The sequence below is a fragment of the Paraburkholderia sp. LEh10 genome (assembly GCF_017814945.1).
Taxonomy (GTDB): domain Bacteria; phylum Pseudomonadota; class Gammaproteobacteria; order Burkholderiales; family Burkholderiaceae; genus Paraburkholderia.
This window is the reverse complement of record NZ_JAGIPX010000001.1, coordinates 60,762-85,733: the sequence shown is the minus strand read 5'-3', so window position 1 is coordinate 85,733 and position 24,972 is coordinate 60,762. Positions and strand designations below refer to the sequence as shown.

The window sequence follows — 24,972 nt, the reverse complement described above, 5'->3', positions numbered from 1 at the left end:
ACGACAGTCAAACACGCTTTCCAGGATCAGACTGTGATGCAGACCGCTACGATCGATCCGTCGGTTCGCCATCAGCAGCGCGAAGATCGCGCGATGCTGCTGCTGATGGCGCCCGCGCTGCTCGTCGTCGTGGTGCTGCTGGTGTTGCCGCTCGCGTGGCTGTCGTGGCAGTCGATCTATCACGACGGCGCGTTCACGCTCGTCAACTACCGGCGCATTTTCACGGGCACGTATCTCGACACCTTCCTGATGACGTTCAAGCTGAGCATCATCGTGACGGGCATCACGTTGGTGCTCGGCTATCCCGTGGCCTATTTCGCGGCATCCGTGCCGCCGAAGTGGAGCGCGCTGATACTCGGCATGGTCATCCTGCCGTTCTGGACCAGCGTGCTCGTGCGCACGTATGCATGGCTCGTGCTGCTGCAGCGCACGGGGCTCGTGAACAAGGCGCTGCTGTCGATGGGTCTGATCGACCGGCCCGTGCAGCTTGCCTACAACCAGTTCGGCACGATCATCGCGATGGTGCACATCCTGTTGCCGTTCATGGTGCTGCCGCTGTACTCCGCGATGCAGAAGATTCCGGCCAATCTGTCGCAGGCGGGCGCAAGCCTCGGCGGCTCGCCGCTGCATGTGTTCTGGCGCGTGTTCCTGCCGCTGTCGATGAGCGGCGTGGTCGCGGGCGTCACGCTCGTGTTCGTGCTGTGCCTCGGCTTCTACATCACGCCTGAGCTGATGGGCGGCGGCAAGTCGATCATGGTGTCGATGGTCGTGAGCCGCAACGTCGAGATCTACAACAGTTGGGGCGCGGCGAGTGCGGTGAGCGTCGTGCTGCTGGTCTGCGTGTTCGCGATCTTCTATGCCGCGAGCCGCGTGATTCCCCTCGAAAAGACCCTGGGCGCGAAATGAACAAGCTCTCCTTCGGAAGGCTGACGCTGGGCGCTGGCGTCGTGCTGATCCTCGTGTTTCTGATGGTGCCCGTGGTGATCGTCGTGCCGTTGTCGTTCTCGGACACGCGCTTCATGACGTTCCCGCCGCCCGCCTATTCGCTGCGCTGGTATCACTCGTTCTTCGACAACCCCGTGTGGATCGATGCGGCGCGTGTGACGCTGACGGCCTCCGTGTGCGCCGCGCTGATCGCGACGCCGCTCGGCATCGCGGCGGCCTACGGCATTCAGCACGGCTCGCACTGGTCGATGAAGTATCTGCGCACGCTGTTGATGCTGCCGCTGATGGTGCCGATCATCATCGTCGCCGTCGGCGTGTTCTTCGTGTTCACGCAGGCCGGCTATGTGAATACGCTCGGCGGGCTGATCGTCGCGGATACGATGCTCGGGCTGCCGTATGTGCTGATCTCGGTCGGCGCGGATTTGCGCACCTTCGACCGCACGCAGGAAATGGTCGCGCGCAGCCTCGGCATGAACCGCTTTCGCAGCTTCATGACGGTGACGCTGCCGCAGATCAAGGCGAGCGTGATTTCCGGCGCGGTCTTCGTATTCATTCAGGCGCTGGATGAAACGGTCGTCGCGCTGTTCATTTCGGGCGGCTCGAACCAGACGTTGACGCGGCGCATGTTTGTCACGTTGCGCGACGAGATCGATCCGACCATCGCCGCGATCAGCACGATGCTGACGGCGCTGACCTTGTGTCTCGTGATGATCGTCGTCGTGAGCCGCCGTTCTTCGTCGATGGCGCGAGCCTGATTTCTTTCTACGGAAGCGGGATGTCCAACTCCTTGAAGTTCTATATCGACGGCGCGTGGGTCGAGCCGTCCGGCACGACGCGGCTGCCCGTCATCGATCCTTGCACGGAAGCGCCGTTCGCCGAAGCCGCGCTTGGCAATGCACAGGATGTCAATCGCGCGGTCGCGGCGGCGAAGCGCGCGTTTGCTTCGTTCTCGCGCACGCAGCCGGAACAACGCGTGGCGCTGGTGCGGCGCATTCTCGCTGCGTATCTCGACCGTTACGACGAGATGGCCGCGACGATCATGCGCGAAATCGGCGCGCCCGCGAAGCTGTCGCACGCATGGCAAGCGGGGCTCGGCAAGCGCCATCTGGAAGAAGTGCTGCGTACCTGCGAGACGTTCGAATGGCAGCGCAGGAAGGGCACGACGCTGATCAACCATGAGCCCGTCGGTGTCGTCGCATTGATCACGCCGTGGAACTGGCCGATCAATCAGATCGTGTGCAAGGTCGCGCCGGCGATTGCCGCGGGCTGCACGATGGTGCTCAAGCCCAGCGAGGTGTCGCCCCTCAATGCCGTGCTGTTCGCCGAGATCGTCGATGCCGCTGGCGTGCCCGCGGGCGTGTTCAATCTGGTGAACGGCGACGGGCCGACGGTAGGCGCCGCGCTATGCAGTCATCCCGATGTCGATATGGTGTCGTTCACGGGTTCGACGCGCGCGGGCATCGACATTGCGAAGCTCGCTGCGCCGACTGTGAAGCGTGTGCATCAGGAACTGGGCGGCAAGTCGGCGAATATTCTGCTCGACGATGTCGATCTCGAAGCGGCCGTGACGGCGGGCGTCAATTCATGCTTCGGCAATAGCGGCCAGTCGTGCAACGCGCCGACGCGGATGCTCGTGCCGGCGGCGCGGCATGACGAAGCCGTCGACATCGCGCGGCGCGCAGCCGAAGCGCATCGCGTCGGCGCCGCGGACGCGTCGGACACGACGATGGGGCCCGTGGTCAGCGAGGTGCAATTCAGGTGCGTGCAGCATCTGATCGGTATCGGCATCGACGAAGGCGCGCAGCTGGTGACGGGCGGCCTCGGACGCCCCGACGGTTTGACGCGCGGCTACTTCGTGAAGCCCACGGTGTTCGCAAACGTGAATCCATCGATGACGATTGCGCGCGAGGAAATCTTCGGACCTGTGCTCGCGATCATGCCGTATCGCGATGAGGAAGAAGCGATCGCGATCGCAAACGATACGCCGTTCGGGCTGGCGGCGTATGTGCAATCGGCGGATATCGCGCGGGCGCGTCGCATTGCGTTCCGGATGCGCGCGGGCAGCGTGTATCTGAACTATCCGGCGTGGGACGCGGGCTCGCCGTTCGGCGGGTACAAGCAGTCGGGGAACGGACGCGAGTATGGGGAGTGGGGGCTGGACGCGTTTCTCGAGGTGAAGGGGATTGTGGGGTTTGGAGAGTGAGGGAGGGAATGGAAATCAGGGCCTCTTGAGCATATCCGCCACCCGCTCCGCCATCATGATCGTCGGCACATTCGTATTTGCGCACGGGATCGACGGCATCAGCGACGCATCGCACACATGCAACCCTTCCACGCCATAGACCGCGCCGTCGGCGTCCGTCACGGCGAGCGGGTCGCCGGCGGCACCCATCCGGCAAGTCCCCGACGGATGCCACGTCCCACCCACCGAGCGCGTGACGAACTCGGTCATCGCGCGATCGTCGGCGAGCAGTGCTTCGATCGACACGCCTTGCGTCACCACCCGCCGGATCAATGACCCACGCAGCGGCCCGGCGATATCGAGCAACGCGCTCAACGCCCCGCGCTGCACGGCATTCCACCAGCCAGGCACGGCGACGGCCGCGACCCGCGGCGAATAGCTCGACGCAAACACCACATCCCGATGCTGCGCCATCGATGGTGCGCCGAGCGTCTGCGCTCCGAAGCGCAACGCGAGCTTCAGCCGTTCGAGATCGCGCGGATCCGACAGCATCGCGAAGTCGACCTGCGGCTCATCGAAAGGACTCGCCGACGTCAGCTTCAAATGTCCGCGCGAATACGACTTGTTGACCCAGAAGAAAATCGTTCCCAGACGATAACCCACCGAATGCCAGCCCGAGCGCGACAGGATCGCGCCGTGCATGTCGCCGGGCACCGTATCGGGCATGCCGGAAGAAAAGCGCACGATGGCCTGCTCGTGATGTTCGTCGGGGAAGGGCGTGCGCGTGGCGCGCGGCAGGAACGCGGATACGGCAATCGACGGATGCTCCATCAGATTGCGCCCCACGCCCGCGCGATCCGCACGCACGTCGATGCCGAGCGCCTTGAGATCGCTGGCTGGACCAATGCCGCTTCTGAGCAGCAACGCAGGGCTATGAATCGCGCCCGCGCTGACGATCACGCGCGCCGCGTGGAAATCCTCATGCGTGCCGTCCCGCGCAACACGCGTGCGCCTGTTGCGCGCCGCCCATCGAACAGAATGCGATCGACAACCAGGCCCGTGCGGATCGACAGGTTCTTGCGCGCGCGCACGTTGTCGTCGAGGTAACAGACGGACGTAGGGATGCGTTCGCCCGCCGCGCTCACGGCGATCGAGCCAATGAACGTGCCATCTTCCCACGGCCCGTTCTGATCATCATGCAACGCGTGCCCGTTCTGCTGCAGCGTATCGAGCACCGCTTTCACGAACGGCGAGATGCGCGGCCACGCGGTGCGCCGGATGCGCAGCGGACCGCTCGCACCGTGCAGCGCACCGGCGAAGTCGCAATCCGTTTCGAGCTTGCGGAAGTAGGGCAGGCACGCGTCCCAGTTCCAGCCGCGTGCGCCGAGTGTGCCCCACTCGTCGTAATCGGCGGGTGCGCCGCGATTGGCCATCAACGCATTGATGGCCGAACCGCCGCCCAGCAGCTTCGCCTGTTCGTAGCGGCGCTGCGCGGCGGGCGCGCTCATGCGGGCCGTCAATTGCTGCCAGATGTTGCGCGTGTCGAGATACGCGCGGCCCGGATAGCGGCTGCGGATCGCATCGGGCATGTTCGTCTGCGAAATGTCGCGGCCCGCTTCGATGAGGCAAACGTGTTTGCTCGCGTCTTTGGACAGGCGCGCAGCCAGTACGCAGCCTGCCGAGCCGCCGCCCAGAATCAGATAGTCGATCACGTCGAATGTCGTGAGGCGCTGCGCATCAGCCGATGCAATGAAAAGCGCCCGCAACGAACGAGGTTCCTGCGGGCGCGGGAAGGGAAGTGCAAACGGCGCTTACTGCATGAACTTCAGCCAGCGCGCCTTCGCCTGAATGCCGGCATCGGAGGCCCACCATTCTTCCGACATCAATGCCTGCTTCGACGCATTCTCCGGCGAACTCGGCAACTCGCTCGCGCGCTTCGCCGTGATCTTGCCCGTCTTGAACGCAGCGGGATTGCCGGGACCATAGTCGATATACAGCGGCAGATTGGCCTGCAGTTCCGGCGACAATGCGGCGTTGACGAACTTGATCGCATCGGGCAGATTCGGCGCGTTTTTCAGCACGCACAATTGCGTGTTCTGCAGAATGCCGTCGTTGAACGTGAAGTCGACATCGGGATCGTCCTTCTTCACGGCGCTCGCACGGCCATTCCAGATCATCGTCATGTCGACTTCGCCGTCATGCAGCAGTTGCGCCGACTGTCCGCCCGACGTCCACCACACGGTGATATCCGGCTTGATCTGCTGCAGCTTCTTGAACGCGCGATCGACATCGAGCGGATAGAGCTTGTCACGTGGCACGCCGTCCGCGAGCAAGGCGGCTTCGAGCACGGTCTGCGGATCGTTGCGCAGCGCGCGCGTGCCGGGGAAGTTCTTCACGTCCCAGAAGTCCTTCCAGCTTTGCGGCACTTTCTTCAGCGTCTTCTTGTTGTAGCCGATGACGGTCGAATAGAACTCGTATGCAACCGAATAGGGCGTGCGGTACTTGTCCGGCACGGCTGCCGCATTCGGAATCTTCGAGAAGTCCAGCTTTTCGAGCAGGCCTTCGCGGCCGCCGCGCAGACAGTTCGATGTCGGCGTGTCGACCACGTCCCAGATCGGCTTGCCCGTGGCGCCTTGTGCCTTGATCTGCGGCCACGCGTCAGGGATGCTGTCCTGGTTGATCGTAATGCCGAGCTGCTTGGCGGCGGGATCGAGAATCGCCTTGGTCTGGGCTTCCTGATACGTGCCGCCTTGCGAGACGAACGTGATTTTTCCCGCAGCGAGGGCGGGCGCCATGCCCGCGATGCTCAACGCGAGAGTCATGGCTAATGGGCGCAAACCCGGGCGCAACTTCGGTATGTTGATCACGAATTTTCCTCGACACGGTTGAAGCGAAGGACATCTTCCAGGCTTCCGTGCTGCGATGCTTCCGGCTTATCGCTGGAAGCAGAACAGCGCGGGAATGATTGAAAATATAGTGAGTCAATTTCGACGGAGCAACGCCGGAATTGTTGGAGTCCCCATGACTTAGCGTTATGTCAGACGCTTGTTGCGCGCGTCACCAGGGCGCTTACCAATCGCACGGCATCAGAAGATCACGTAGATCTTGCGCATCGTCTCTTCGACTTCCCATGTGCCTTCCGTATGGGCTTCGAAGAACAGCGTATCGCCGCCCTCGAAGTGAACCGTGTCTTCGCCGTCGGGCGTGAAGCGTCCGCGCCCGCTGAGGAAGTGCATCACCTCGGCCTGTTTGACCGAGCGGCGATAGGTGCCGGGCGTGCATTCGAAGATGCCCGTATCGATCGCCTCGCTGCCCCTTATGATTTTCTGCACGCCCGATACCTTGATCGGCGGCGTACCCGGAAGACCGGCCGTGCCCCAGTCTTCGAGCCGCTGCAATGCGATGCTCTGCTTGATCTGCTGGACTTTCATCTCGTGTTTTCGCTGACGATGGTTGGAAGGAGCACAACCGTTAATGCGCTCTTGCAATCCGCCGCTCGATCCTGCCGAGCCGCACGACGGTCACGCCCGCGCGCAACTGCCTGAGCGACGGCATCACGAGCATGCAGTCGGGATACGGCGTGCGCACGGCCTCGCCTTCCGACCAGCCGATCACGCTGCCCGCATCGGCAAACGCTTCGAGCCCTGTGTAGTTATCGGCGAAGCGGAAGTCGAGACTCTTCGCGACGACGGGCTCCGTCACGCGCACGATCAGCATCTCATCGGGCAATGGCATGGTCCAGCCGTCAGGCAGGTCCGATTCATCGACGACACCTGACGTCAGCAGAAAGCGCGCTGTCACATCGCGCGCAACGGCCACGGCGCTCGCTTCCCAATGCTGTCCGCATTCGATCAGCAGCGCATTCTTCGCGCTGTGCGGATCGCCGAAGCCTGCGTAATCGCGCATGCGGCGGCCCTCGGGATGGCCTTCGTCGCAGATCACCGTGGCGGGGGTGCCGAGCTTTTCCGCCAGCGCGATGCCCTTGTCGAGCGGCCCCGCGACGATCAGCGGCTTGCTCTTCTCATGCATCGAATGCAGATCGAGCAGCCAGTCGACGCTATCGATCACGGGCCGCATCGCACGGGCGCGGCGCAGCTCGCTCGAATCGAGCGCGGTGTTGTCGAGCGTTTGCGCCGTCCACACGCGATTGAAGTCCTGATCGACGAAGCGCGCCGCATCCGGCTGCGACGGATCGAAGCGCGCATACGCTGCGACGTTCGCGAACGCGAGCGTCAGCTTGCCGCGCCTCGGACGCAGCTTCGCGCGCAGCAACGCATCGACGACGATTGCGCCGCACACCTCGTTGCCGTGCGTGAGCGCGTTGATCATCACGTGCGGGCCGGCGACGCCCGAATCGAAGGTATGCACGTACGCAATGCCCGTGTCGCTGCGTTCATGCGCAGCGATGTCGGGAAACACGAGTTCGATCGGATACGCGTGCGCGCTCATTCGAGGCCACCCTGGCACAGATATTTGATCGACAGGTAATCGTCGAGGCCGTACTTCGAGCCTTCGCGGCCATAGCCCGATTCCTTCACGCCGCCGAACGGCGCGGCTTCGCTCGCGAGCGCGCCTTCGTTGATGCCGACGATGCCCGCTTCGAGCTGCCGCGCGACGCGATCGATGCGCCGCACGTCCTGGCTGTAGAAGTACGACGCGAGGCCGAACGGCGTGTCGTTGGCGGCGCGGATCGCTTCGGCTTCGTCGTCGAAGCGGAACAGCGGCACGACCGGGCCGAAGGTTTCCTCGCAGCTCAACTGCATGTCGTGCGTCGCGTCGGCGAGCACGGTGGGCGCATAGTAAGTCGGGCCGAGTTCCGGCAAACGCTTGCCGCCCGTCAGCACGCGCGCGCCGCGGCTCACGGCGTCGTCGACATGGCGCGCGATCTTGTCGATGGCGCGTGCGTTGATCATCGGACCGATCTGCGCGGCGGGATCGGTGGCGGGCGCGACCTTGAGCGCGGCGACGCGCGTCGCCAGCAGATCGGCGAAACGCTCATACACGCCCGACTGCACATAGACGCGGTTCGGGCACACACAGGTCTGCCCGCCGTTGCGGAATTTCGACGCAAGCAGGCCCGCCACGGCGGCGTCGAGATCGGCGTCGTCGAATACGATGAAGGGCGCGTTGCCGCCCAGTTCCAGCGACAGCTTCTTCAACGTTCCCGCCGATTCGCGCGCGAGATATTTGCCGACGGGCGTCGAACCGGTGAAAGTGATCTTGCGCACGCGGCTATCGGCGAGCCAGTCGGCGACAGCGGGCACCGCGTTTTCGCGCGAGGCCGAGATCAGGTTCAGCACGCCCGTCGGCACGCCGGCTTCATGCGCGAGCATCACGAGCGCGAGCGCCGTGAGCGGCGTGTCTTCGGCGGGCTTGCCGACCACCGTGCAGCCCGCCGCGAGCGCGGGCGCAATCTTGCGCGCGATCATCGCGAGCGGAAAGTTCCACGGCGTGATCGCGGCGACGATGCCGACGGGCTCCCTGATCGCGCTCATGCGCTTGCCGCGCTGCTGCTGCGGAATGAGGTCGCCGTAGATGCGCGTCGCTTCGTCCGCGAACCACGCGACATACGACGCGCCGTACATCACCTCGCCGCGTCCTTCGGCGAACGGCTTGCCTTGTTCGAGCGAAATCAGGCGGTCGAGCGCGTCGGCGTTCTCGACCATCAGCGCATGCCAGCGATGCAGCACGTCTACGCGATCTTTCGGCAGCGCATCGCGCCAGGCGGGGAACGCGCGCGGCGGCATCGGTGGCGGCGCGCGCGTCGGCGGCCGTGCTGTCGGCGACCTGCGCGATCACGTTGCCCGTCGCTGGATCGGTGACGTCGAAGCGCTTGCCGCCCGCCGACGCCACCCACTTGCCATCGATGAAATTGTCGCTGCGGATCAGCTCGCTCAACTCGTATCGCTTTGTCATCAGAACACTCCTTTGCGTGTCAGGCAGCATCCATCACGCGAGCCGGTGCGCGACCGCGGCGCCCACTTCAGCGGTGTTGGCCTTGCCGCCCAGATCGCCCGTATGCGGGCCTTCCTTGAGCACGGCTTCGATCGCGGCGAGGATCGCATCGTGCGCTTCGCGCTCCTTGCCCTGACCGTTGCCGAGAAAATCGAGCATCATTGCCGCCGACCAGATCATCGCGATCGGATTGGCGATGCCCTTGCCCGCGATATCGGGCGCCGAGCCGTGCACGGGTTCGAACAGCGACGGGAACGTGCGGTCCGGATTCATGTTCGCCGATGGCGCAATGCCGATCGTGCCCGTGCAGGCCGGGCCCAGGTCCGAGAGGATGTCGCCGAACAGATTGGTCGCGACCACCACGTCGAAGCGATCCGGATTCAACACGAAGCGTGCACAAAGAATGTCGATGTGCTGCTTGTCCCACGTCACCTCGGGATAGCGCGCGGCCATTTCTGCGGCGCGCGCGTCCCACCACGGCATGCTGATCGAGATGCCGTTGCTCTTCGTCGCGACCGTGATCTTCTTCGCGCGGCTCTGCGCGAGATCGAATGCGAACTTCAGCACGCGCTCGGAACCTTTGCGCGTGAAGATCGACTGCTGCGTCACGAACTCGCGCTCGGTGCCTTCGAACATCGTGCCGCCCACCGACGAATACTCGCCTTCCGTGTTCTCGCGCACGATCATGAAATCGATATCGCCAGCCTTGCGGCCCGCCAGCGGCGACGGCACGCCGTCGAACAGGCGCGCGGGACGCAGGTTGATGTACTGGTCGAACTCGCGGCGGAACTTGAGCAGCGAGCCCCACAGCGAAATATGATCGGGCACGGTGGCGGGCCAGCCGACGGCGCCGAACAGAATGGCGTCGGCATCGCCGAGTTGCGCTTTCCAGTCGTCGGGCATCATCTGGCCGTGCTGCGCGTAGTAGTCGCAGCTCGCCCACTCGATATGCCGGTAGTCGAGGCCGATGCCATAGCGCTTGCTGACGGCGTCGAGCGCGCGCAGCGCTTCGGGCATCACTTCCTTGCCGATGCCGTCGCCGGGAATCACGGCGATGCGGTAGTTGCGGGCCATATGCGTCTCCTCGTCGGAAAGTTGTCGGGAATGATTCAGGTCAAGGCCATTCCGACTAGTCTATTCCTGATCAACCGTCATAAAATCGCGCTTTCGGTTAAGCCACTATGCACGAACCGTGAATAAATCGCCGAACCTCGACGACCTGCGCGTGTTCTGCGCCGTCGCCCGCAAAGCCAGCTTCAGCGCGGCGGCGGACGCGCTGTCGGTGTCGGCGGCGTATGTCAGCAAGCGCGTGAACATGCTGGAAGCCGATCTGGGCACGCGGCTCTTTCACCGCTCCACACGCCGCGTCGCGATCACGGAAGCGGGCGAGCGCGTGTACGCGTGGGCTGAAAAAATTCTCGACGACGTGGACCGTCTCGTCGAAGACGTGTCGACCACACGCCGCGTGCCGCGCGGCACGTTGCGTGTGTCGAGCAGTTTCGGCTTCGGCCGGCATGTCGTTGCGCCTGCGCTCGCGCGTCTCACGGAGCGCTATCCGCAACTGAGCGTGCGGCTCGATCTGTTCGACCGGATCGTCGATGTCGCGGGCGAAGGCTTTGACCTCGACATCCGCATCGGCGACGAAATCGCCCCTCATTTGATCGCGAAGCGCCTCGCGTCGAATCATCGCGTGCTGTGCGCGGCGCCCGCTTACCTGAAGCGGCATGGCACGCCGCGTCAGCTTGCCGACCTCGGCGCGCATCAATGCCTCGCGATCAAGGAGCGCGATCATCCCTCCGGCATCTGGCGTCTGACGGAGCGCGGCGAAACGGTGTCCGTCAAAGTGACGGGCCCGCTCTCGACCAATCACGGCGAAGTGGCTGTGCAATGGGCGCTGGCGGGGCGCGGCATCGTGCTGCGTTCGATCTGGGACGTGCGCGCGCTGCTGGAGAGCGGCGCGCTGGTGCAGGTGCTGCCCGGCGTCACGCAGCCCGCGAATGTGTGGGCGGTGTATCCGGCGCGGCTGGCTTCGTCGGCGAAGGTGCGCGTGTGTGTCGACTTTCTGGCCGACGAGTTCGGCCGCCTGGCCGAACCCGGCGCGCCTCAATGATGGTTCTGCGAGAAGAGTGTTTCGAGCGGGTAATGCGTCTTCACGAACGGCGTCTTGATGATCACGTAGCTGAAGTACTTTTCGATGCCGATATCGCGCTCCAGCAGCCCTTCGATGATGCTCTGATAGTGGCTGACGCTGCGCGTGACGAACTTCAGCAGGTAGTCGTAGCCGCCGCTCGCCAGATGGCACTCGACGATCTCGTCGACATCCTTGATCGCGTTGACGAACTTGATGAAGTCCTCGCGGCGATGGTCGGCGAGCGTGACCTCGGTGAACACGATTTGCACATCGCCGAGCTTCTCCAGCTGGATCTGCGCGCCATACCCGACGATGTAGCCCGCCTTCTCCAGCCGCTTCACGCGGATCAGGCAGGGACTGGGCGATAGCCCGACTGCGTCGGCCAGCTCGACGTTCGTGATACGCCCTCGCTTTTGCAATTGCGAGAGGATGCGCAGATCGATTCGGTCCAGCTTGCAGTCGGTGCTCATCGTGAGTCGGTCGGTCCCGCATGTCGAAGGGTCGGTCGATGGTATCACGCAGCCGCGCGGCGTTTAAATTCGTCCGAACCCTTCAATGCGGCGCGCACGTCGGCTTGCGCGAGCACGTCGTCGAGCGTCTTTTCGAGGCGCTCGAACAGCATGTCGAACTCGCTTTCCGTGTAGCACAGCGCCGGCGCGAAGCCGAGAATGTTGTCGCCGAATGCACGGAACACGAGGCCGTTCACATAGGCGGCTGCGGCGATGCGGTCGGGCAGCTTGAGCGATGCGTCGAAGCCCTGTTTGCTGGTCTTGTCCGACACGAGTTCGAGCGCGCCGAGCAGTCCGCGATGCCGCGAGTCGCCGACGAGGGGATGCGCGAGCAGCGCGTCGAGCCCTTGCGCGAAACGCGGCGCGCGCGCCTGCCCGTTCGCCAGCAAGCCGCCTTCGTGATACAGGCGCATCACTTCGAGTCCGATCGCGGCGCTCACCGGATGCGCGGAATACGTGTGCCCGTGGCCGATCGCCGCCGTCACGTCGCCGCCGTCGGCGATGCCCTGATAGACGGCATCCGACATCAGCACCGCGCCCATCGGCGCATAGCCCGCCGTCAGGCCCTTGGCGAGCGTCATCAGGTCAGGCTCGATGCCTTCCGCTTCGCATGCGAAGAGCGGTCCCGTGCGGCCGAAGCCGGTAATGACTTCGTCGGCGACGAACAGGATGTCGAGCTTGCGGCACGCTTCGCGCATCGCTTTCAGCCAGCCGACGGGCGGCACGATCACGCCGCCCGACCCCTGGATCGGCTCGCAGAAGAACGCGGCGACATGGTCCGCGCCGAGCGCTTCGACCTTCGATTCGAGCGCGGCGACGGACGCGGCGATCAGCGCGGCGTCGTCGGCGAAATCGTTACGGTATGCATACGGCGACGGAATGTGGTGCTGCGTCGGCAGCGGCACGTCGAAGTGGCGATGGAACGCGGGCAGCGCGGTAAGCCCCGCGCCGATCGACGACGAGCCGTGATACCCGCGCTGCAACGCGACGATGTGCTTCTTCGACGGGCGCCCGGTCGCGTTGTAGAAGTGCGTGATGAAGCGCAGCGCGGAATCGACGGCATCCGATCCGCCGAGCGTGAAGTACACATGCTGCAGCGACCCGGGCGACAGTTCGACGAGCTTCGCGGCGAGTTCGATCGCGGGCTCCGAGCCGAAGTGAAAATAGCCCGTCGCGTAAGGCAGGCGGGCCATCTGCCGGGTGGCGGCGTCGACGATGCTCTGGTGGCCGTAGCCGGTGTTCACGCACCAGAGGCCGGAGAAGGCGTCGAGCAGCAGGTTGCCGTCGATATCGCGCAGGAACACGCCCTGCGCGGAGTCCAGCACGGTGACGCCGCGCGCTTCATGCGCGCGATAGCTGACGACGGGGTGGATCAGGTGTTTGCGGTCGGCTTCGATGAGCGATGGGTTCGGCATGGTGCGGTTCTCTTCTCGGAATGGGCTGCGGACCGTTCCATACTACTGAGAGAACCTGATCGGCCGATGCGCCAAATAATTCGCGGAAAAGCGCAAATGCGGCTTTTTGCGGGGCACGCGCAGCATTTTGTGCTGCGCGTGCCTGGGCAGGTTGCGCTCGCGCCTTCAATAGCCCCGCTGGCGGTCGATCTCGCCGAGCATCGGCAGCCCGTCGCGATGCCGGCGGATATTGTCGAGCACCACATCGACAGCCGTCTCGGGCCGCGTGGCGCTCGCGATATGCGGCGTGATCCGCACGCGCGGATGCGTCCAGAACGGGTGCGAGCCGGGCAATGGCTCGGGATCGGTCACGTCGAGAATCGCATTCTGCAACTGGCCGCTAGCGAGTGCGTCGAGCAGCTCCTGCTGGTTCACCTGCGGGCCGCGCCCGACATTGATCAACGACGCGCCTTTCGGCAGCTTGCCGAACAGATCCTTGCCGAGCAGGCCGCGCGTCGCATCGGTGAGCGGCAGCAGGCAGACGAGAATATCGGTGCGGGCGAGAAACGCATCGAGCGCTTCGATGCCCGCATGACACTCGACGCCTTCGAGCGCGTGCGCCGAACGGCTCCAGCCCGCGCAGGCAAAGCCGAACAGCCGCAGCCGCTCGAGCACGGCCGTGCCCAGCATGCCGAGCCCCAGCACGCCGACGCGTCGCGTGGCCGCCGCGCGCACGGGCATCTCGCGCCAGACGCGCTCGCGCTGCTGGATCGCGTAATCGAACAGATCGCGATGGATGGTGAGCACAGCCTGCGTCACATACTCGACCATGCCTTCGACGATGCCAGGCTCGATCATCCGCACGACGGCGATATGCGGCGGCACGCGCGACAGATCGAATTGATCGATGCCCGCGCCCACCGAGAAGATCACTTCGAGATTCGGCAGCGTGCGCGCCGGGTCGTCGGGCGGCTGCCAGGCGGCGAGATAACGGACGGCCGCCGCGTCGCCGATATCCGGTCACAGGCGAAAGGGAATGTCGGGCGCCTTGTGCGCGAAGTGTTGCGCCCATTGCTTGCCGCGCTCATGGTCGGCCTTGTAGAGAAGCGTCATGTTCTAACCGAGTGCCTGGTTGACGATAGCGAACTGCGCGACGGAAGGATCGCTTGCAGGCACGCCGTTGCGGGCCATCTTCACGACGGTGTCGACGCGCTTGAGGCCGAGTTCGTCGAGCCAGCGCGTGAGGCCGCTGTCGCCGGGCGTGTCGATGCGGATGAACGCGCCCGCGTTCGCGGCAAGGCAATGCGCGATCAGCGCCTGCGCGTGGCGTAAGGACTCTTCGTGCCGGTTCAGGGCGACGACGGGGCCGATGGCGTGACCGCGTCCAAAGGGCCGCAGCAACGCGAAGCCCGACAGTTCGTCGTCGCGGATCAACGCGACGCCGTCCGCGATGCCGAGCAGCGCGGGCAGCAGCACGCTGCGGTCGAGGCCGCCCGCGCGCGATGCGAGCTCGATCAGGCGCGGCGTGTCGGCGGCTTGCAGCGCACGCAGTCGCTCCCCGGAGGCCAGCGTGATGGGCGGCACGCGGAAGTCGGCGGCCTGATGCTGATTGATCGTGCCGATCGCCTTGAAACCGAGCTTTTCATAGAGCGGCTGACCGGCGGGCGTCGCGTGCAGCACGGTGATCCGCCCGCCGAGCGCTTCGAGCAGCCGTTCCATCAGTTCGCGTCCGATGCCGCGCCCTTGCTGATCCGGCGCGACGATCACCATGCCGAGCGACGCGCCGCTCGTGCCGTACGCCCAGCACAGCGCCGTGCCGACGACGCCGTCTTCGCTCTGCGCAACGAAGCCGCTGCCGACGCCGGCGACGAAGCGCCAGTCGTCCGCGCGATGCGGCCAGCTGACCTCGAGCGACAGTGCGTGCGCGGCGGCGATGTCGTCGGCGGTGAAGGGCCGGAAGGTGACGGGGGCGAGCTTCGGAACAGGTTGGGGCGCGGACACGAAAGGCTCCTCTGGCTGGATACGCCCGTCACTTTGTCATGCGGGTCGCGCGATGGCTAGGACGATCCTGCTGCGGCGCGCCAGCCGGTCTTCGCGAGTGGCGCCGTCCGCGCGTCACGCGGCGACATTCGCCGCCGATCTGGCGAAGCGCTTCGAGGCGCGCCTGCACGTGCTCGTCGTGGCGCGCGCGCCCGGCTGGGGCGCGATCGGACTCGAAAGAAAGGAAATGGTCGATTACGAAATGCGCGATGCAACCGAGGTGCTCGACGATATCGAGGCCAAGCCCGCGTCGCTGAACAAATACCCTCAGTTCGATTGCGTGATCGGCCAGCCGGCGAAGGAGATCGTGCTGTACGCAGAGCAGCATGAAATCGATCATCTCGTCGTGGGCCATCGCGGCCCTATGCCGTTCGACCGCTGGCTGACCGGCTCGGTGGCGCGTCAGGTGCTCGCCTGTGCGCCGTGCGCGGTGACCATCGTGCGCGATCCGTCGACGGTGAAGAAGCGTCAGGCAAAGAGCGGGCAGCACGCGGCCGATGAAATGCCGTTCGTTTGAAGCCTGCTTCGAACCGGCAACGTCACGCGTCCGTCGAGGCGGTATTGCATCAGCGTTCGAGTGGCTCGAGCCGCATGCTGAAACGCGGTTCATCGATCCATGCCGCGAGCCGGTCGTGAAACTGGCCCCAGTCGTCGGCAAGATCGAGTTCACGGACGCCCGCGGTGTCGTGTGCTGCGTCGTGCGCGTCGTCGCCGACCCACGCATAGACCACGCGCGCGCCGTTCCACCACGCGATCATGCCGTCCGTCAGTTCGGCGATCGTGGCTGCCGGCATCGCCCGCAGCATCTGCGACAAACGCGAATCGAATGCTTCGAATTTCATGCGAGGCCTCTCAGTGCACGGTGCCGAAGAACGCGATCGCGCCCTCGACAGGTGTCAGCCCGGCCTTGAAATAGCCTTCGAGCCGGTCGGCGATCGCTTCGTCGAGCGTGAAGGGCGGGCGCACGAAGCCCACCTTGAACGCATGGTCGTACCAGTCGCTGATCCATGCGCGTAAATCGATCACATCCTGCGGCAGTGCGTTCGAAGCGTCGTCAATCATGTGCGTCTCCCATCTGATGCTGTGTCGCGAACCGGACGGACGCCGTTGCGCGGACCGGTCAGGCAGCGATGCGGCTCGTGCCCATCTCCGGACGGCGCCGGTCCGGCGGAAACACGTGCCATGTCCCGTCGGCATGGCGAAAGAAGAACAGCGAGAACGACCCGGCCGGCCGTTCGAACTCGATGCAGACGCGGCAGGTGCCAGCCGTTCTCGAGCGCTCCCGCAGACGCACGCGCGCCGTCTGGCCGCGCGTCGAGCCCACCAGTTTCTCGACCTGAAAGCGAAGTGATCTGTTGCCCGCCGCCATGCGTGTCCCCTCGATGACCGATGACCCGATGCTAGGGGTAACGCGATGCACCACCAATCGGCGGCGGCGGAATGTGCATTCAGGAAGCGCTGATTTGAAGCGTCAGGATTTCCCTGGCCGAAAGCGCGTTTAGCAGCGGCATACAAGGGTTTTCACGCATCGCCAGCGGGTTGGGACGTGCGAACCCGGTTAAGGATTTCCTGACACGTGAATCAGGATCTCGCACGCGGATTTTCCAGCCTGCACTGACTGCGATACACCATCGCCTCGCGGATCATGGGCCATCGAAACGCACTGCCGAGCCGACGCGTCATGATTGCCTATCCGTCCGAGCGTGAAAGCACCGTCGAGCGGGTCAACTCGCTCTGTCTGCGGCTGTTCGATACATGGTGCGACACGCGCAGCGTCACCGCGCTCGCGTATCTGATGCATTGCTGGCCGATGATCGGCAGCACGCCCGCCGCGATGCGGCGTCTTGGCGAAACGATGCGCGATTTGCAGCGCTATCACGGCGATCAACTCGGCGACGAGGCCTTTCACGCGTTGTGCGAAATGGCCGCGCTGATCGACGAGCTGCTCGGGCGGCCGGCGCGCACGGTCAGGCTGACGGCGCCCGGCGAAGTGCCGGAGACGATCGGGTAATGATCGGACGTTTGAAACGCAGTGTGGGCGCGGTAGACCGGTCTTTGGCATCGAGTGCAGAATAGGACAATCAGGACGGCGGCACTCGCGGGGTGATATGGCTCTCGACAGGTTCGACGCATGGTGGAGCGGGCTCCGTTACGTGCGGCGCAGCGTGGTGCTGCGGCTGCTCGGGACGGTGCTCGCCTTCAGCTGCGCGATCACGCTGATCCTCACTGCGGTGCAGCTGTTGCGCGACTACGAACGCGGCTTCGAGCAGATCCAGAACCGCCTCGTCGATATCGACGGCAGCTACCGCGACAGCCTCGGCGAAGCGCTGTGGCGCCTCGACCAGCCGCAGCTGAAACTCGAACTCGAAGGCATGCTGCGCCTGCACGATATCCGCGCCGCCGAAGTGCGCGAACTGCCGCCCGTCAGTTCGTCAATGGTGGTGAGCGTGGGCGAGCGCGAGCGCATGTCCGGCATGAGAGTCGCGCGCGAGTTTCCGATCATGTACCGCGTGCAGGACAGGGTCGAGCAGATCGGCACGCTGTATGTCGAAGCGACGCTCGCCAATCTCTATCACGATCTCACACGCACCGCGCTCGTGATTCTCGTGAGCCAGGGCGCCAATACCTTTCTCGTCGCGCTGTTCACGTTTTACATCCTGTCGCGGCTCGTGACGCGGCATCTCGCGGCGATCGCGCGCAGCGTGAGCGACTACGATTTTCGCGAGCCGCCGCGTCCATTCGCGCTGCAGCGCGAGCCGCCGCGCGAGCCGGACGAACTTGATCGCGTGGTGTCGGCATTCAACGCCATGGGAATGCGGCTGCATCGCGCGTATCTCGACGAACGCGAAGCGGCCGTCGAGCGCGAAGCGCGGCGCATGGCGGAAGCGGCCAATCGCGCGAAAGGCGAATTCCTCGCGAACCTGAGCCACGAATTGCGCACGCCGCTCAACGGCATTCTTGGCTACGCGCAGATTCTCGGACGCGACGACACGCTGAGTCTGCGGCAGCGCGACGGCGTGGCCGTGATTCAGCAAAGCGGCGAGCATCTGTTGTCGCTGATCGACGAGACACTCGATTTCGCCAAGGTCGAAGCGGGCAAGCTGCGCATCGAGATTTGCGACGTGCCGCTCGCGGGACTCGTCGATACGATCCGCGAGATCATCGGCGTGAAGGCGCAGCAGCGGCGGCTCGCGTTCGAGTGCAGCGTCGCCGCCGACGCGCCGTGCGGTGTGCGCGCCGACGAACACCGCCTGCGCCAGGTGCTGCTGAATCTGCTGTCGAACGCGGTGAAGTTCACGGATGGCGGCGGGGTGCGCCTGCTCATCGAACGCGGCGCAAGCGGTGCGGTCCGCTTCGAGGTGCACGACACGGGCATCGGCATTCCCGCCGAGTATCACGAGACAATCTTCATGCCGTTCGAACAGGCCGGCGGCGCGGAACGCCGCGCGGGCGGCACGGGGCTCGGTCTCGCGATCAGCCGCCAGTTGGTGCGCGCGATGGGCGGTGAGGTGAAGGTCGAGAGCGAAGCCGGGCGCGGCAGCGTGTTCTGGTTCGAACTGCCGCCCGCGCTCGTCGAACCGTGCATTTCGCCCGCGACACGCGCCGCCGCGATCGTCACGGGCTACGAAGGCCCGCGCCGCAAGGTGCTCGTCATTGACGACGTGCAGATCAACCGCACCGTCATCATCGAACTGCTGGCACGGATCGGCTTCACGGCCACGGAAGCGGCGAGCGGCGCCGACGGCATCGCGATTGCGCAGGCGGAAAGTCCCGATCTCATTCTCACTGACATCGTGATGCCCGGCATCGGCGGTCTCGACGTGACGCGCAGTTTGCGCGCGATGCCGCAGTTCGTGCACACGCCCATCATCGCCATCTCGGCGTCGCCGTTCGGCGTGGATGGTGCAAGAAGCCTCGAAGCGGGCGCGAATGCGTTCATCACCAAGCCCGTCGACTTCGACGTTCTGCTGGCGCGCATCGGCGAGCTGCTCGGCATCGAATGGATTCGTGCCGTCGTGCAGCGGGACGCTGCATTGGATACGCTGGCGGCCTGCCCGGCCAGCATGCCCGCCGAAGCGATGAGCGAGCTGCACCGGCTCGCCCGCGACGGCAACATGAGCGGCATCGCGCAATGGGCCGAGCGGATCGCGGCCAGCGACCCGCCGCACGCCGCGTTCGCCGCGCGGCTGCATCAGCTCGCGCGCGGGTATCAGTCGAAGGCGATTTTGCAGCTGGTGGAGCGGTATCTCGAAGGGAACACGGCGTCATGAGCCATCTCGCCGCTTCCGCCGCGCAAACGGGAACGATCCTGATCGTGGACGATACGCCTGCGAATCTCGGCATCGTGGTCGACAGTCTGGAGGCGCGTGGCATCCGCGTACTGGTTGCGCTCGACGGCCTCGAGGCGCTCGAACGCGCGGCGTTCGCGCAGCCCGATCTGATTCTGCTCGACGTGAAAATGCCGGGCATCGACGGCTTCGAGACCTGCCGGCGGCTGAAGCGCGACGAGCGCACACGCGATATCGCGGTGATCTTCATGACCTCGCTGACGGGCAACGAAGACCGCATCGAAGGATTCGCGGCGGGCGGCGTCGATTACGTGGAGAAGCCGCTGCGTGTCGACGAGATGCTCGCGCGCGTCGGCGTGCATCTCGAACTGCGCGCGATGCACGCGCAACTCGTCGCGCAGAACCGGCAACTGCTCGCCGAAGTCGCCGTGCGCAAGGAAGCGGAAGCGGCCCTCAAGCAGGCGCGCGACGATCTCGAGCGGCGTGTCGCGTTGCGCACGGAAGAACTGGCGCGCGCCAATGCGAATCTGCAGGCGCAGATCGACGAACGCCGCCGTGCCGACGCGCGCTTGCAGGCGAGCGAAGCGCGCTTTCGCGCGATCGTCGAAACGAGTCCGGTGCCGTTGTGCATCACGTCGATGCCGGACGGGCGCATCCTGTACACGAACGAGCCGATGCGCGCGCTGTTCGGCATGAGCGCGGGCGTGGCCGCGAACATCGCCGACTTCTACGCGGACCCGCTGGAGCGCGAACGGCTAATCGGGCATTTGAGAACGGAGGGCAGTCTGCGTGATACGGAAGTCCAGTTCCAGCGGCCCGACGGCACGCGGTTCTGGGCAATGGCGACGGCGCGCGTCGGGACCTATGACGATTCGCCCGCCATCTACGTCGGCTTGAACGACATCACGGGACGCAAGCAGATGGAGCAGGAGCTGGTCGAATCTCGCGAACAGCAGCGCGAGCTTTCCGCCTACATGGAAGCGATCCGCGAAGAGGAGAGGAAGCGCATCGCAATGGAGATTCACGACGAACTCGGCCAGTTGCTGACGGCGCTCAAGATGGACGTCTCGCTGCTGAAGATGCGCATCGCGCACGACGCGGAAGCGGCCAAGAAGGCCGACGACATGCGTGAGCTCGTCGAAGGCACCATCTGGATGGTGCGCAACGTAGCGAGCCATTTACGGCCGGCGGCGCTCAACTTCGGTATCGTGTCGGCGCTGGAATGGCTCGTCGACGAGTTCAGCCGGCGCAACGCGATTCCCTGCGAACTGCGCATCGAGGGCGGCGAGCCCGCGCTGTCAGATGCGCCCGCGACGGCCGTGTTCCGCATCGTGCAGGCGTCGCTGACCAATGTGGCGCGGCATGCGGAGGCGACGCGTGTCGATGTGTCGCTGGCGTCGACGGCAGACAGGCTCGAACTGCGTGTGCGCGACGATGGCCGAGGCTTCGACCGGGAAGCGGCCCGCCGCGAGTATTCATACGGCCTGCTTGGCATGTATGAACGTGCGCGGCTGATCGGCGCGACGCTTTCGATCGACAGCGCGCCGGGTGCCGGCACGATCGTTTCGATTCACATTCCGCTCGATGGCAGCGCTAAAACATGATCAGGATACTCATTGCCGACGACCACGCGATCGTCCGCGGCGGACTCAAGCAGATCATCGCGACGACGAACGACATGATCGTCGCGGCGGAAGCGGCGCAAGGCTCGGAAGTCGTCGACAAGCTGCGCAGTTGCGCGGTCGATCTCCTTCTGCTCGACATGACGATGCCGGGCATCAGCGGCGTCGATCTGATTCGCCGCGTGCGAGCCGAACAACCCGCGCTACCCGTGCTGGTGCTGAGCATCCACGACGAGGCGCAGGTCGCATCGCGCGCGCTGCGTGCGGGCGCGACGGGCTATCTGACGAAAGACAGCGATCCCGATGTGCTGCTCGCGGCGATCCGCAAGCTCGCGGACGGCGGGCGTTTCATCGATCCGAAGCTCGTCGATGCGATGGTGTTCGAGACGCACCGCGGCGACATGCCGCCGCACGAAGTACTGTCCGACCGCGAATTTCAGGTGTTGCAGATGCTCGCTGCTGGCAGGAGTATCAACGAGATCGCCGACATCTGCGCGCTCAGCGCGAAGACGATCAGCACGCACAAGATGCGGCTGATGCAAAAGCTCGGCCTTGCCAACAACGCCGAGGTGATCCGTTACGCGATCCGGCATGGACTGATCGTCGAATAGACGCGTCAGCGCGCGCTGCACATGCGCAGCGTGCCTGAATGCTTCGCGAAAGTATTGCGATCGCAATATGTCAGCGGGTTTATCCGAATGTCGATGCCGGCGCGGTCCGTGACACGATCTGCTCAGGCGCGACAGTGCGCGAGCGCCCCGCACGTTCCTGTCGTTCCTGTATTTGTCACACGCATCTATGCATCGCAGGCGTTTCATATTCGCCGCGGCGAGTGCCGCGGGCGCGGCGCTCGCCGCGCGAGCCGCACCGGGCGAACACTTCGATATCGTCTATCCGCAGATCAGGCCGGGCAGGGATGTGCACGCGGCATTCGCGCTCGCGACGCTCGATCTGGCGATGAAAGCGGCCAACGCGTCGTACTCGGCGCGTCAGCTCGAAGTCGTGATGGAGCGCGGTCGCGCGCTCGCCGAACTCGCCAACGGCACCACCATCAATCTGCACTGGACGAGCATGGAGGCGCAGGCCGAGCGCGGCCTGAACGTCGTGCATATTCCGATTCATCGCGGGCTGATCGGGTATCGCGTGTTCATCATCCGACAGGACCGGCAGCCCGATTTCGACAGGATCGAAACGCTCGACGATCTGCGCTCGATGACGGGCGTGCAGGGGCTCGGCTGGATCGATACGGAGATCATGCGCAACGCGGGCCTCGTCGTGCAGACGCCGTCGACGTACGAGACGATCTTCAAGATGGTGGAAGGCAAGCGCGTCGACTATTTTCCGCGCGGCGTGATCGAGGCTTACCCGGAGGTCGAATCGCGCAAGGAGACGGAGCCGGGCCTGGCCGTCGAGAACCGTTTGCTGCTCGCGTATCGCTCGGACTTTCTGTTCTATGTGTCGGCGCATCACGAAAGGCTCGCGGCGACGATCGCGCGAGGCTTTGCGGCGGCGTGGCGCGACGGCTCGTATCTAAACCTGTTCAACACGCATCCGTATATCCAGAATGCGCTGAAGCGCGCGAATCTGAGCGGCCGGAGAATCATCCGTCTGGACAATCCGTTCCTGTCCGACGAGGACCGTGCGATTCCCGACATGTACTGGCTGCATCTGTAACGGTTGACATGTCTACTATATAGGGCGATGCAAGCTGTTTGTATGCGTTCATCTGTCGCCAATTGTCTGCTTAAATCGCGCCGTCCGGACGGTCCGGAACCGGTCCGAGTAGCGGTTTTTCGGCTGAACCTGTTCCCTGCGCTAGGCCTGCTCATGTTTGAACGGGCGCGGCCCGCAACCAGCAGACTTGACCTGGACTATCCTCAATTTTCCTTCGGCCGCAAGCGTCGAAAGTGCACGCCCGACGCTGTTTCTGGACGTCCCCAAGGCTTCGGCGAGAAGCTTCGTGGTCCATTCCTTGCCATCAGCCATCAGGTCAATGAGCCGCCCGTCCAGCGGAGCGATGAGATGTTCGTCCGACATGTTGCCCTCCAACCAATTCTGTAATGAAACTGTAACGTGCGATGGACATGCGAACCATGGAGCATTTTGTCACAGCGGTTGATATGTCATCTATATGGAGGGCCACCTTCGCGGACTGTCGCGCGTTGCATAGTGGACGATGCGACGCGCCCCCATCGTCTTGCGATCGCGTCGAGCAGTGGTCGAACTACAGGTCAATCGGTCATACGGGAGCGGGGCAGTAGCGGTGGATGCAGCGGATGGTGCTGCGATGCGTCGGCATCGTAACGCTCCCCCTTCGCGGCCAAAGCCAAACGAATGCTGCTCGTCGGGCTGTGCGCGAGCGCGGCGATGGCCATACAGCATGATCAGCTGGTTGAGGCAGTCGGCACTCGAATGGATTGCTTCGGCGAGAGCGGCGCCCGCATGGGTCAGCAACGCGACGACGTATTCGCAGGCGGCGGCGGTAACGTTGGATGCGAGCGCGTAATAGATCGCGCGCAGCGTTACCGAGGCGCACTTTCTTCGGCCGACCTTCATCGCGCTGCCATCCTCGCTTGCCGTAGAGTTCAGGTCGGCCAGAACATGCCAATTGCAGCGAGGCCCATCACCGCCGTTGCCAGCCAGCCGATCCAGAGCAGGACGCCTTTCAGAGCAAACTCTCCCATGACAACGCGGCTGCCAGCCATCAGCATCACGAGCGCCATGATGGGGACAGCCGCGATGCCGTTGATGACGGCGCTCCAGTACAGCGCCTTGATAGGATCAAGGTGCATAAAAGTAAGTACCACACCGCCCAGAATGGCGACCGCAATGACGGCGTAAAACTGTTTTGCCAGGTTGACCTGTAGAGCAAGACTGTTGCGCCATCTCATTGCGCCGGCCGTGGCGTACGCAGCCGACCCCGCCAGAACAGGCAAGGCGAGCAGTCCGGTGCCGACAATGCCAAGACTGAACAGGGCGAACGCCATTTCCCCGGCGATTGGCCTAAGCGCATTGGCTGCATCGGCGGTGGTTTTCACATCGACATGATGAGCGTGAAGCGTCGCAGCGGCGGATAGCATGATGAAGAAAGCAACGGCGTTCGACATTGCCATACCGACCCACGTATCGACATTGATGCGCCTGAGCTGGACGCTCGCCTGCATTGGCGCACGCAATAGTGGCTGCTCGGCAGGGCGCGAACGAATCTCCTCGACTTCTTGAGACGCCTGCCAGAAAAACAGATATGGGCTGATAGTCGTACCCAGCACCGCGACGACCGTTGTCAGGTAATCGCCTGAAAAGCGGACAGGAGGCTTGATCAAAGCCAGTCCTACCGCTTTCCAGTCGACCGGGATGACAAAGGCCATGGCCACACGTACGCGAACAGCGCAAGTGTCAGCCACTTAAGGATGCGTGCGTAACGTCCGTACGTGACGAACACCTGCAGCAGCAGAGACGCTGTGCCTAGAAGCACGACGTAAAGCTGCACGGGTCCACCGAGCACAAGCGTTGTCGCGGCGCCCATAGCTGCGAGATCGGCGGCGATGTTGATGGTATTCGCGAGGAGCAGCACGATCACGGCGGCATAGAGGATCGGCGCCGGATAGTGACGGCGGAGATTTGTCGCCAGTCCCCGGCCAGTCACGCGTCCAAGTCGTGCGCTAACGGACTGGATCGCGACCATGAGCGGGTAGGTAAGTAGCATTGTCCAGAGCAGACCGAATCCAAACTGCGCACCTGCCTGGGTGTAGGTTGCGATTCCACTCGGGTCATCATCTGCCGCGCCGGTTATCAGTCCGGGACCGAGGCGTTTCATCCATGAACGCTCGGCCTCGTCCTGGACGACAAGTTCCGGTTCGGTCTGGCCGTTCTCATATGTTTTCATGGTCACCACCCCGTCGATG

General features: G+C 64.3%; 22 protein-coding genes and 4 pseudogenes. 10 read left to right on the top strand and 16 right to left on the bottom strand.

Translation table 11 applies throughout. The features are described from left to right. Positions 1-36 precede the first annotated feature (36 nt). The 3 genes from J8I87_RS00400 to J8I87_RS00390 are packed head-to-tail and all read left to right on the top strand — an operon-like array spanning position 37 to position 3,148. Positions 37-906, top strand: coding sequence for an ABC transporter permease (locus J8I87_RS00400; RefSeq protein ID WP_409518707.1), 870 nt, complete (start codon positions 37-39; stop codon positions 904-906). Then, a complete protein-coding gene (locus J8I87_RS00395; RefSeq protein ID WP_209929474.1) occupies positions 903-1,700 on the top strand; it encodes an ABC transporter permease in 798 nt (265 codons plus the stop codon). The genes J8I87_RS00400 and J8I87_RS00395 overlap by 4 nt, the downstream gene beginning before the upstream one ends. Before the next feature lie 20 nt (positions 1,701-1,720). Continuing rightward, positions 1,721-3,148, top strand: a complete 1,428-nt coding sequence (locus tag J8I87_RS00390; RefSeq protein WP_209929473.1) for an aldehyde dehydrogenase family protein — start codon at positions 1,721-1,723, stop codon at positions 3,146-3,148. 15 nt (positions 3,149-3,163) lie between these two features. On the opposite strand, the pseudogene J8I87_RS00385 reads toward J8I87_RS00390, so the two are convergent. The 6 genes and pseudogenes from J8I87_RS00385 to J8I87_RS00360 form a co-directional block, all read right to left on the bottom strand. Then, a pseudogene (locus J8I87_RS00385) lies at positions 3,164-4,839 on the bottom strand (GMC family oxidoreductase). Between the two features lie 99 nt (positions 4,840-4,938). Further along, the gene (locus J8I87_RS00380) at positions 4,939-5,949 is read right to left on the bottom strand and encodes an ABC transporter substrate-binding protein (protein WP_209929472.1); all 1,011 of its coding nucleotides are present in this window, start codon (positions 5,947-5,949) and stop codon (positions 4,939-4,941) included. A 264-nt stretch (positions 5,950-6,213) separates the two neighbouring features. Then, positions 6,214-6,558, bottom strand: a complete 345-nt coding sequence (locus J8I87_RS00375) for a cupin domain-containing protein (protein ID WP_209929471.1) — start codon at positions 6,556-6,558, stop codon at positions 6,214-6,216. Positions 6,559-6,598: 40 nt separating this feature from the next. Continuing rightward, the gene (locus J8I87_RS00370; RefSeq protein ID WP_209929470.1) at positions 6,599-7,576 is read right to left on the bottom strand and encodes a M14 family metallopeptidase; all 978 of its coding nucleotides are present in this window, start codon (positions 7,574-7,576) and stop codon (positions 6,599-6,601) included. Further along, a pseudogene (locus J8I87_RS00365) lies at positions 7,573-9,043 on the bottom strand (NAD-dependent succinate-semialdehyde dehydrogenase). Before J8I87_RS00365 ends, J8I87_RS00370 begins: the two are co-directional and overlap by 4 nt. A 33-nt stretch (positions 9,044-9,076) precedes the next feature. Further along, entirely contained in the window at positions 9,077-10,156 is a 1,080-nt protein-coding gene (locus tag J8I87_RS00360) for a tartrate dehydrogenase (RefSeq protein WP_209929469.1), read from the bottom strand. A 118-nt stretch (positions 10,157-10,274) separates the two neighbouring features. On the opposite strand from J8I87_RS00360, the gene J8I87_RS00355 reads away from it, so the two are divergent. After that, complete coding sequence (locus J8I87_RS00355; protein ID WP_209929468.1) at positions 10,275-11,192, top strand: LysR substrate-binding domain-containing protein; 918 nt, start codon at positions 10,275-10,277, stop codon at positions 11,190-11,192. Here the strand turns inward: J8I87_RS00355 and J8I87_RS00350 are convergent. The 4 genes and pseudogenes from J8I87_RS00350 to J8I87_RS00335 form a co-directional block, all read right to left on the bottom strand. Continuing rightward, positions 11,186-11,683: an Lrp/AsnC family transcriptional regulator gene (locus J8I87_RS00350; RefSeq protein ID WP_028366595.1), complete on the bottom strand. Its 498-nt coding sequence runs from the start codon at positions 11,681-11,683 to the stop codon at positions 11,186-11,188. The genes J8I87_RS00355 and J8I87_RS00350 overlap by 7 nt on opposite strands. Before the next feature lie 44 nt (positions 11,684-11,727). Next, a complete protein-coding gene (locus J8I87_RS00345) occupies positions 11,728-13,137 on the bottom strand; it encodes an aspartate aminotransferase family protein (RefSeq protein WP_209929467.1) in 1,410 nt (469 codons plus the stop codon). 165 nt (positions 13,138-13,302) lie between these two features. After that, positions 13,303-14,229: pseudogene (locus J8I87_RS00340) on the bottom strand (2-hydroxyacid dehydrogenase). A gap of 3 nt (positions 14,230-14,232) precedes the next feature. Beyond that, the gene (locus tag J8I87_RS00335; protein WP_209929466.1) at positions 14,233-15,117 is read right to left on the bottom strand and encodes a GNAT family N-acetyltransferase; all 885 of its coding nucleotides are present in this window, start codon (positions 15,115-15,117) and stop codon (positions 14,233-14,235) included. Between the two features lie 52 nt (positions 15,118-15,169). Here J8I87_RS00335 and J8I87_RS00330 point away from each other — a divergent pair, with 52 nt between their 5' ends. Continuing rightward, positions 15,170-15,673, top strand: a complete 504-nt coding sequence (locus tag J8I87_RS00330; RefSeq protein ID WP_209929465.1) for a universal stress protein — start codon at positions 15,170-15,172, stop codon at positions 15,671-15,673. 49 nt (positions 15,674-15,722) lie between these two features. On the opposite strand, the gene J8I87_RS00325 is transcribed toward J8I87_RS00330, so the two are convergent. Genes J8I87_RS00325 through J8I87_RS00315 form a run of 3 tightly spaced genes read right to left on the bottom strand, consistent with a single transcriptional unit; the run spans position 15,723 to position 16,525 of the window. Continuing rightward, the gene (locus tag J8I87_RS00325) at positions 15,723-15,998 is read right to left on the bottom strand and encodes a hypothetical protein (protein WP_209929464.1); all 276 of its coding nucleotides are present in this window, start codon (positions 15,996-15,998) and stop codon (positions 15,723-15,725) included. Between the two features lie 10 nt (positions 15,999-16,008). Then, complete coding sequence (locus tag J8I87_RS00320; RefSeq protein ID WP_209929463.1) at positions 16,009-16,218, bottom strand: hypothetical protein; 210 nt, start codon at positions 16,216-16,218, stop codon at positions 16,009-16,011. Between the two features lie 58 nt (positions 16,219-16,276). Continuing rightward, complete coding sequence (locus tag J8I87_RS00315; protein WP_209929462.1) at positions 16,277-16,525, bottom strand: hypothetical protein; 249 nt, start codon at positions 16,523-16,525, stop codon at positions 16,277-16,279. A 312-nt stretch (positions 16,526-16,837) separates the two neighbouring features. Between J8I87_RS00315 and J8I87_RS00310 the strand changes: the two genes are divergently transcribed. The 5 genes from J8I87_RS00310 (at position 16,838) to J8I87_RS00290 (ending at position 22,741) form a co-directional block, all read left to right on the top strand. After that, positions 16,838-17,167 carry a hypothetical protein gene (locus J8I87_RS00310; protein ID WP_209929461.1) on the top strand — a complete coding sequence of 110 codons (330 nt, stop codon included), beginning with the start codon at positions 16,838-16,840 and terminating at the stop codon, positions 17,165-17,167. A gap of 97 nt (positions 17,168-17,264) precedes the next feature. Further along, the gene (locus J8I87_RS00305) at positions 17,265-19,427 is read left to right on the top strand and encodes an ATP-binding protein (protein ID WP_209929460.1); all 2,163 of its coding nucleotides are present in this window, start codon (positions 17,265-17,267) and stop codon (positions 19,425-19,427) included. Then, complete coding sequence (locus J8I87_RS00300) at positions 19,424-21,049, top strand: response regulator (RefSeq protein WP_209929459.1); 1,626 nt, start codon at positions 19,424-19,426, stop codon at positions 21,047-21,049. Before J8I87_RS00305 ends, J8I87_RS00300 begins: the two co-directional genes overlap by 4 nt. Beyond that, positions 21,046-21,678, top strand: coding sequence for a response regulator transcription factor (locus tag J8I87_RS00295; protein WP_209929458.1), 633 nt, complete (start codon positions 21,046-21,048; stop codon positions 21,676-21,678). The genes J8I87_RS00300 and J8I87_RS00295 overlap by 4 nt, the downstream gene beginning before the upstream one ends. A 187-nt stretch (positions 21,679-21,865) precedes the next feature. After that, a complete protein-coding gene (locus J8I87_RS00290; RefSeq protein WP_209929457.1) occupies positions 21,866-22,741 on the top strand; it encodes a hypothetical protein in 876 nt (291 codons plus the stop codon). A 141-nt stretch (positions 22,742-22,882) separates the two neighbouring features. Here J8I87_RS00290 and J8I87_RS00285 read toward each other — a convergent pair whose 3' ends face one another. The 3 genes and pseudogenes from J8I87_RS00285 to J8I87_RS00275 all read right to left on the bottom strand — a co-directional run bounded on the left by J8I87_RS00285 (position 22,883) and on the right by J8I87_RS00275 (position 24,884). Then, on the bottom strand, positions 22,883-23,104 hold the full coding sequence (locus J8I87_RS00285) for a GntR family transcriptional regulator (RefSeq protein WP_209929456.1): 222 nt from the start codon (positions 23,102-23,104) through the stop codon (positions 22,883-22,885). A gap of 90 nt (positions 23,105-23,194) precedes the next feature. Next, positions 23,195-23,623, bottom strand: a complete 429-nt coding sequence (locus tag J8I87_RS00280) for a cation transporter (RefSeq protein WP_209929455.1) — start codon at positions 23,621-23,623, stop codon at positions 23,195-23,197. A gap of 29 nt (positions 23,624-23,652) precedes the next feature. Next, positions 23,653-24,884, bottom strand: a pseudogene (locus J8I87_RS00275) (Nramp family divalent metal transporter). Positions 24,885-24,972 lie beyond the last annotated feature (88 nt).

Coding starts and splice junctions, on each gene's coding strand:
- J8I87_RS00350 (WP_028366595.1), bottom strand. CDS start 11,683: ATGAGCACCGACTGCAAGCTGGACCGAATCGATCTGCGCATCCTCTCG.
- J8I87_RS00325 (WP_209929464.1), bottom strand. CDS start 15,998: ATGAAATTCGAAGCATTCGATTCGCGTTTGTCGCAGATGCTGCGGGCG.
- J8I87_RS00345 (WP_209929467.1), bottom strand. CDS start 13,137: ATGCCGAACCCATCGCTCATCGAAGCCGACCGCAAACACCTGATCCAC.
- J8I87_RS00305 (WP_209929460.1), top strand. CDS start 17,265: ATGGCTCTCGACAGGTTCGACGCATGGTGGAGCGGGCTCCGTTACGTG.
- J8I87_RS00360 (WP_209929469.1), bottom strand. CDS start 10,156: ATGGCCCGCAACTACCGCATCGCCGTGATTCCCGGCGACGGCATCGGC.
- J8I87_RS00295 (WP_209929458.1), top strand. CDS start 21,046: ATGATCAGGATACTCATTGCCGACGACCACGCGATCGTCCGCGGCGGA.
- J8I87_RS00375 (WP_209929471.1), bottom strand. CDS start 6,558: ATGAAAGTCCAGCAGATCAAGCAGAGCATCGCATTGCAGCGGCTCGAA.
- J8I87_RS00315 (WP_209929462.1), bottom strand. CDS start 16,525: ATGGCGGCGGGCAACAGATCACTTCGCTTTCAGGTCGAGAAACTGGTG.
- J8I87_RS00395 (WP_209929474.1), top strand. CDS start 903: ATGAACAAGCTCTCCTTCGGAAGGCTGACGCTGGGCGCTGGCGTCGTG.
- J8I87_RS00320 (WP_209929463.1), bottom strand. CDS start 16,218: ATGATTGACGACGCTTCGAACGCACTGCCGCAGGATGTGATCGATTTA.
- J8I87_RS00285 (WP_209929456.1), bottom strand. CDS start 23,104: ATGTCGGACGAACATCTCATCGCTCCGCTGGACGGGCGGCTCATTGAC.
- J8I87_RS00380 (WP_209929472.1), bottom strand. CDS start 5,949: ATGACTCTCGCGTTGAGCATCGCGGGCATGGCGCCCGCCCTCGCTGCG.
- J8I87_RS00400 (WP_409518707.1), top strand. CDS start 37: ATGCAGACCGCTACGATCGATCCGTCGGTTCGCCATCAGCAGCGCGAA.
- J8I87_RS00310 (WP_209929461.1), top strand. CDS start 16,838: ATGATTGCCTATCCGTCCGAGCGTGAAAGCACCGTCGAGCGGGTCAAC.
- J8I87_RS00330 (WP_209929465.1), top strand. CDS start 15,170: ATGGCTAGGACGATCCTGCTGCGGCGCGCCAGCCGGTCTTCGCGAGTG.
- J8I87_RS00290 (WP_209929457.1), top strand. CDS start 21,866: ATGCATCGCAGGCGTTTCATATTCGCCGCGGCGAGTGCCGCGGGCGCG.
- J8I87_RS00280 (WP_209929455.1), bottom strand. CDS start 23,623: ATGAAGGTCGGCCGAAGAAAGTGCGCCTCGGTAACGCTGCGCGCGATC.
- J8I87_RS00390 (WP_209929473.1), top strand. CDS start 1,721: ATGTCCAACTCCTTGAAGTTCTATATCGACGGCGCGTGGGTCGAGCCG.
- J8I87_RS00300 (WP_209929459.1), top strand. CDS start 19,424: ATGAGCCATCTCGCCGCTTCCGCCGCGCAAACGGGAACGATCCTGATC.
- J8I87_RS00370 (WP_209929470.1), bottom strand. CDS start 7,576: ATGAGCGCGCACGCGTATCCGATCGAACTCGTGTTTCCCGACATCGCT.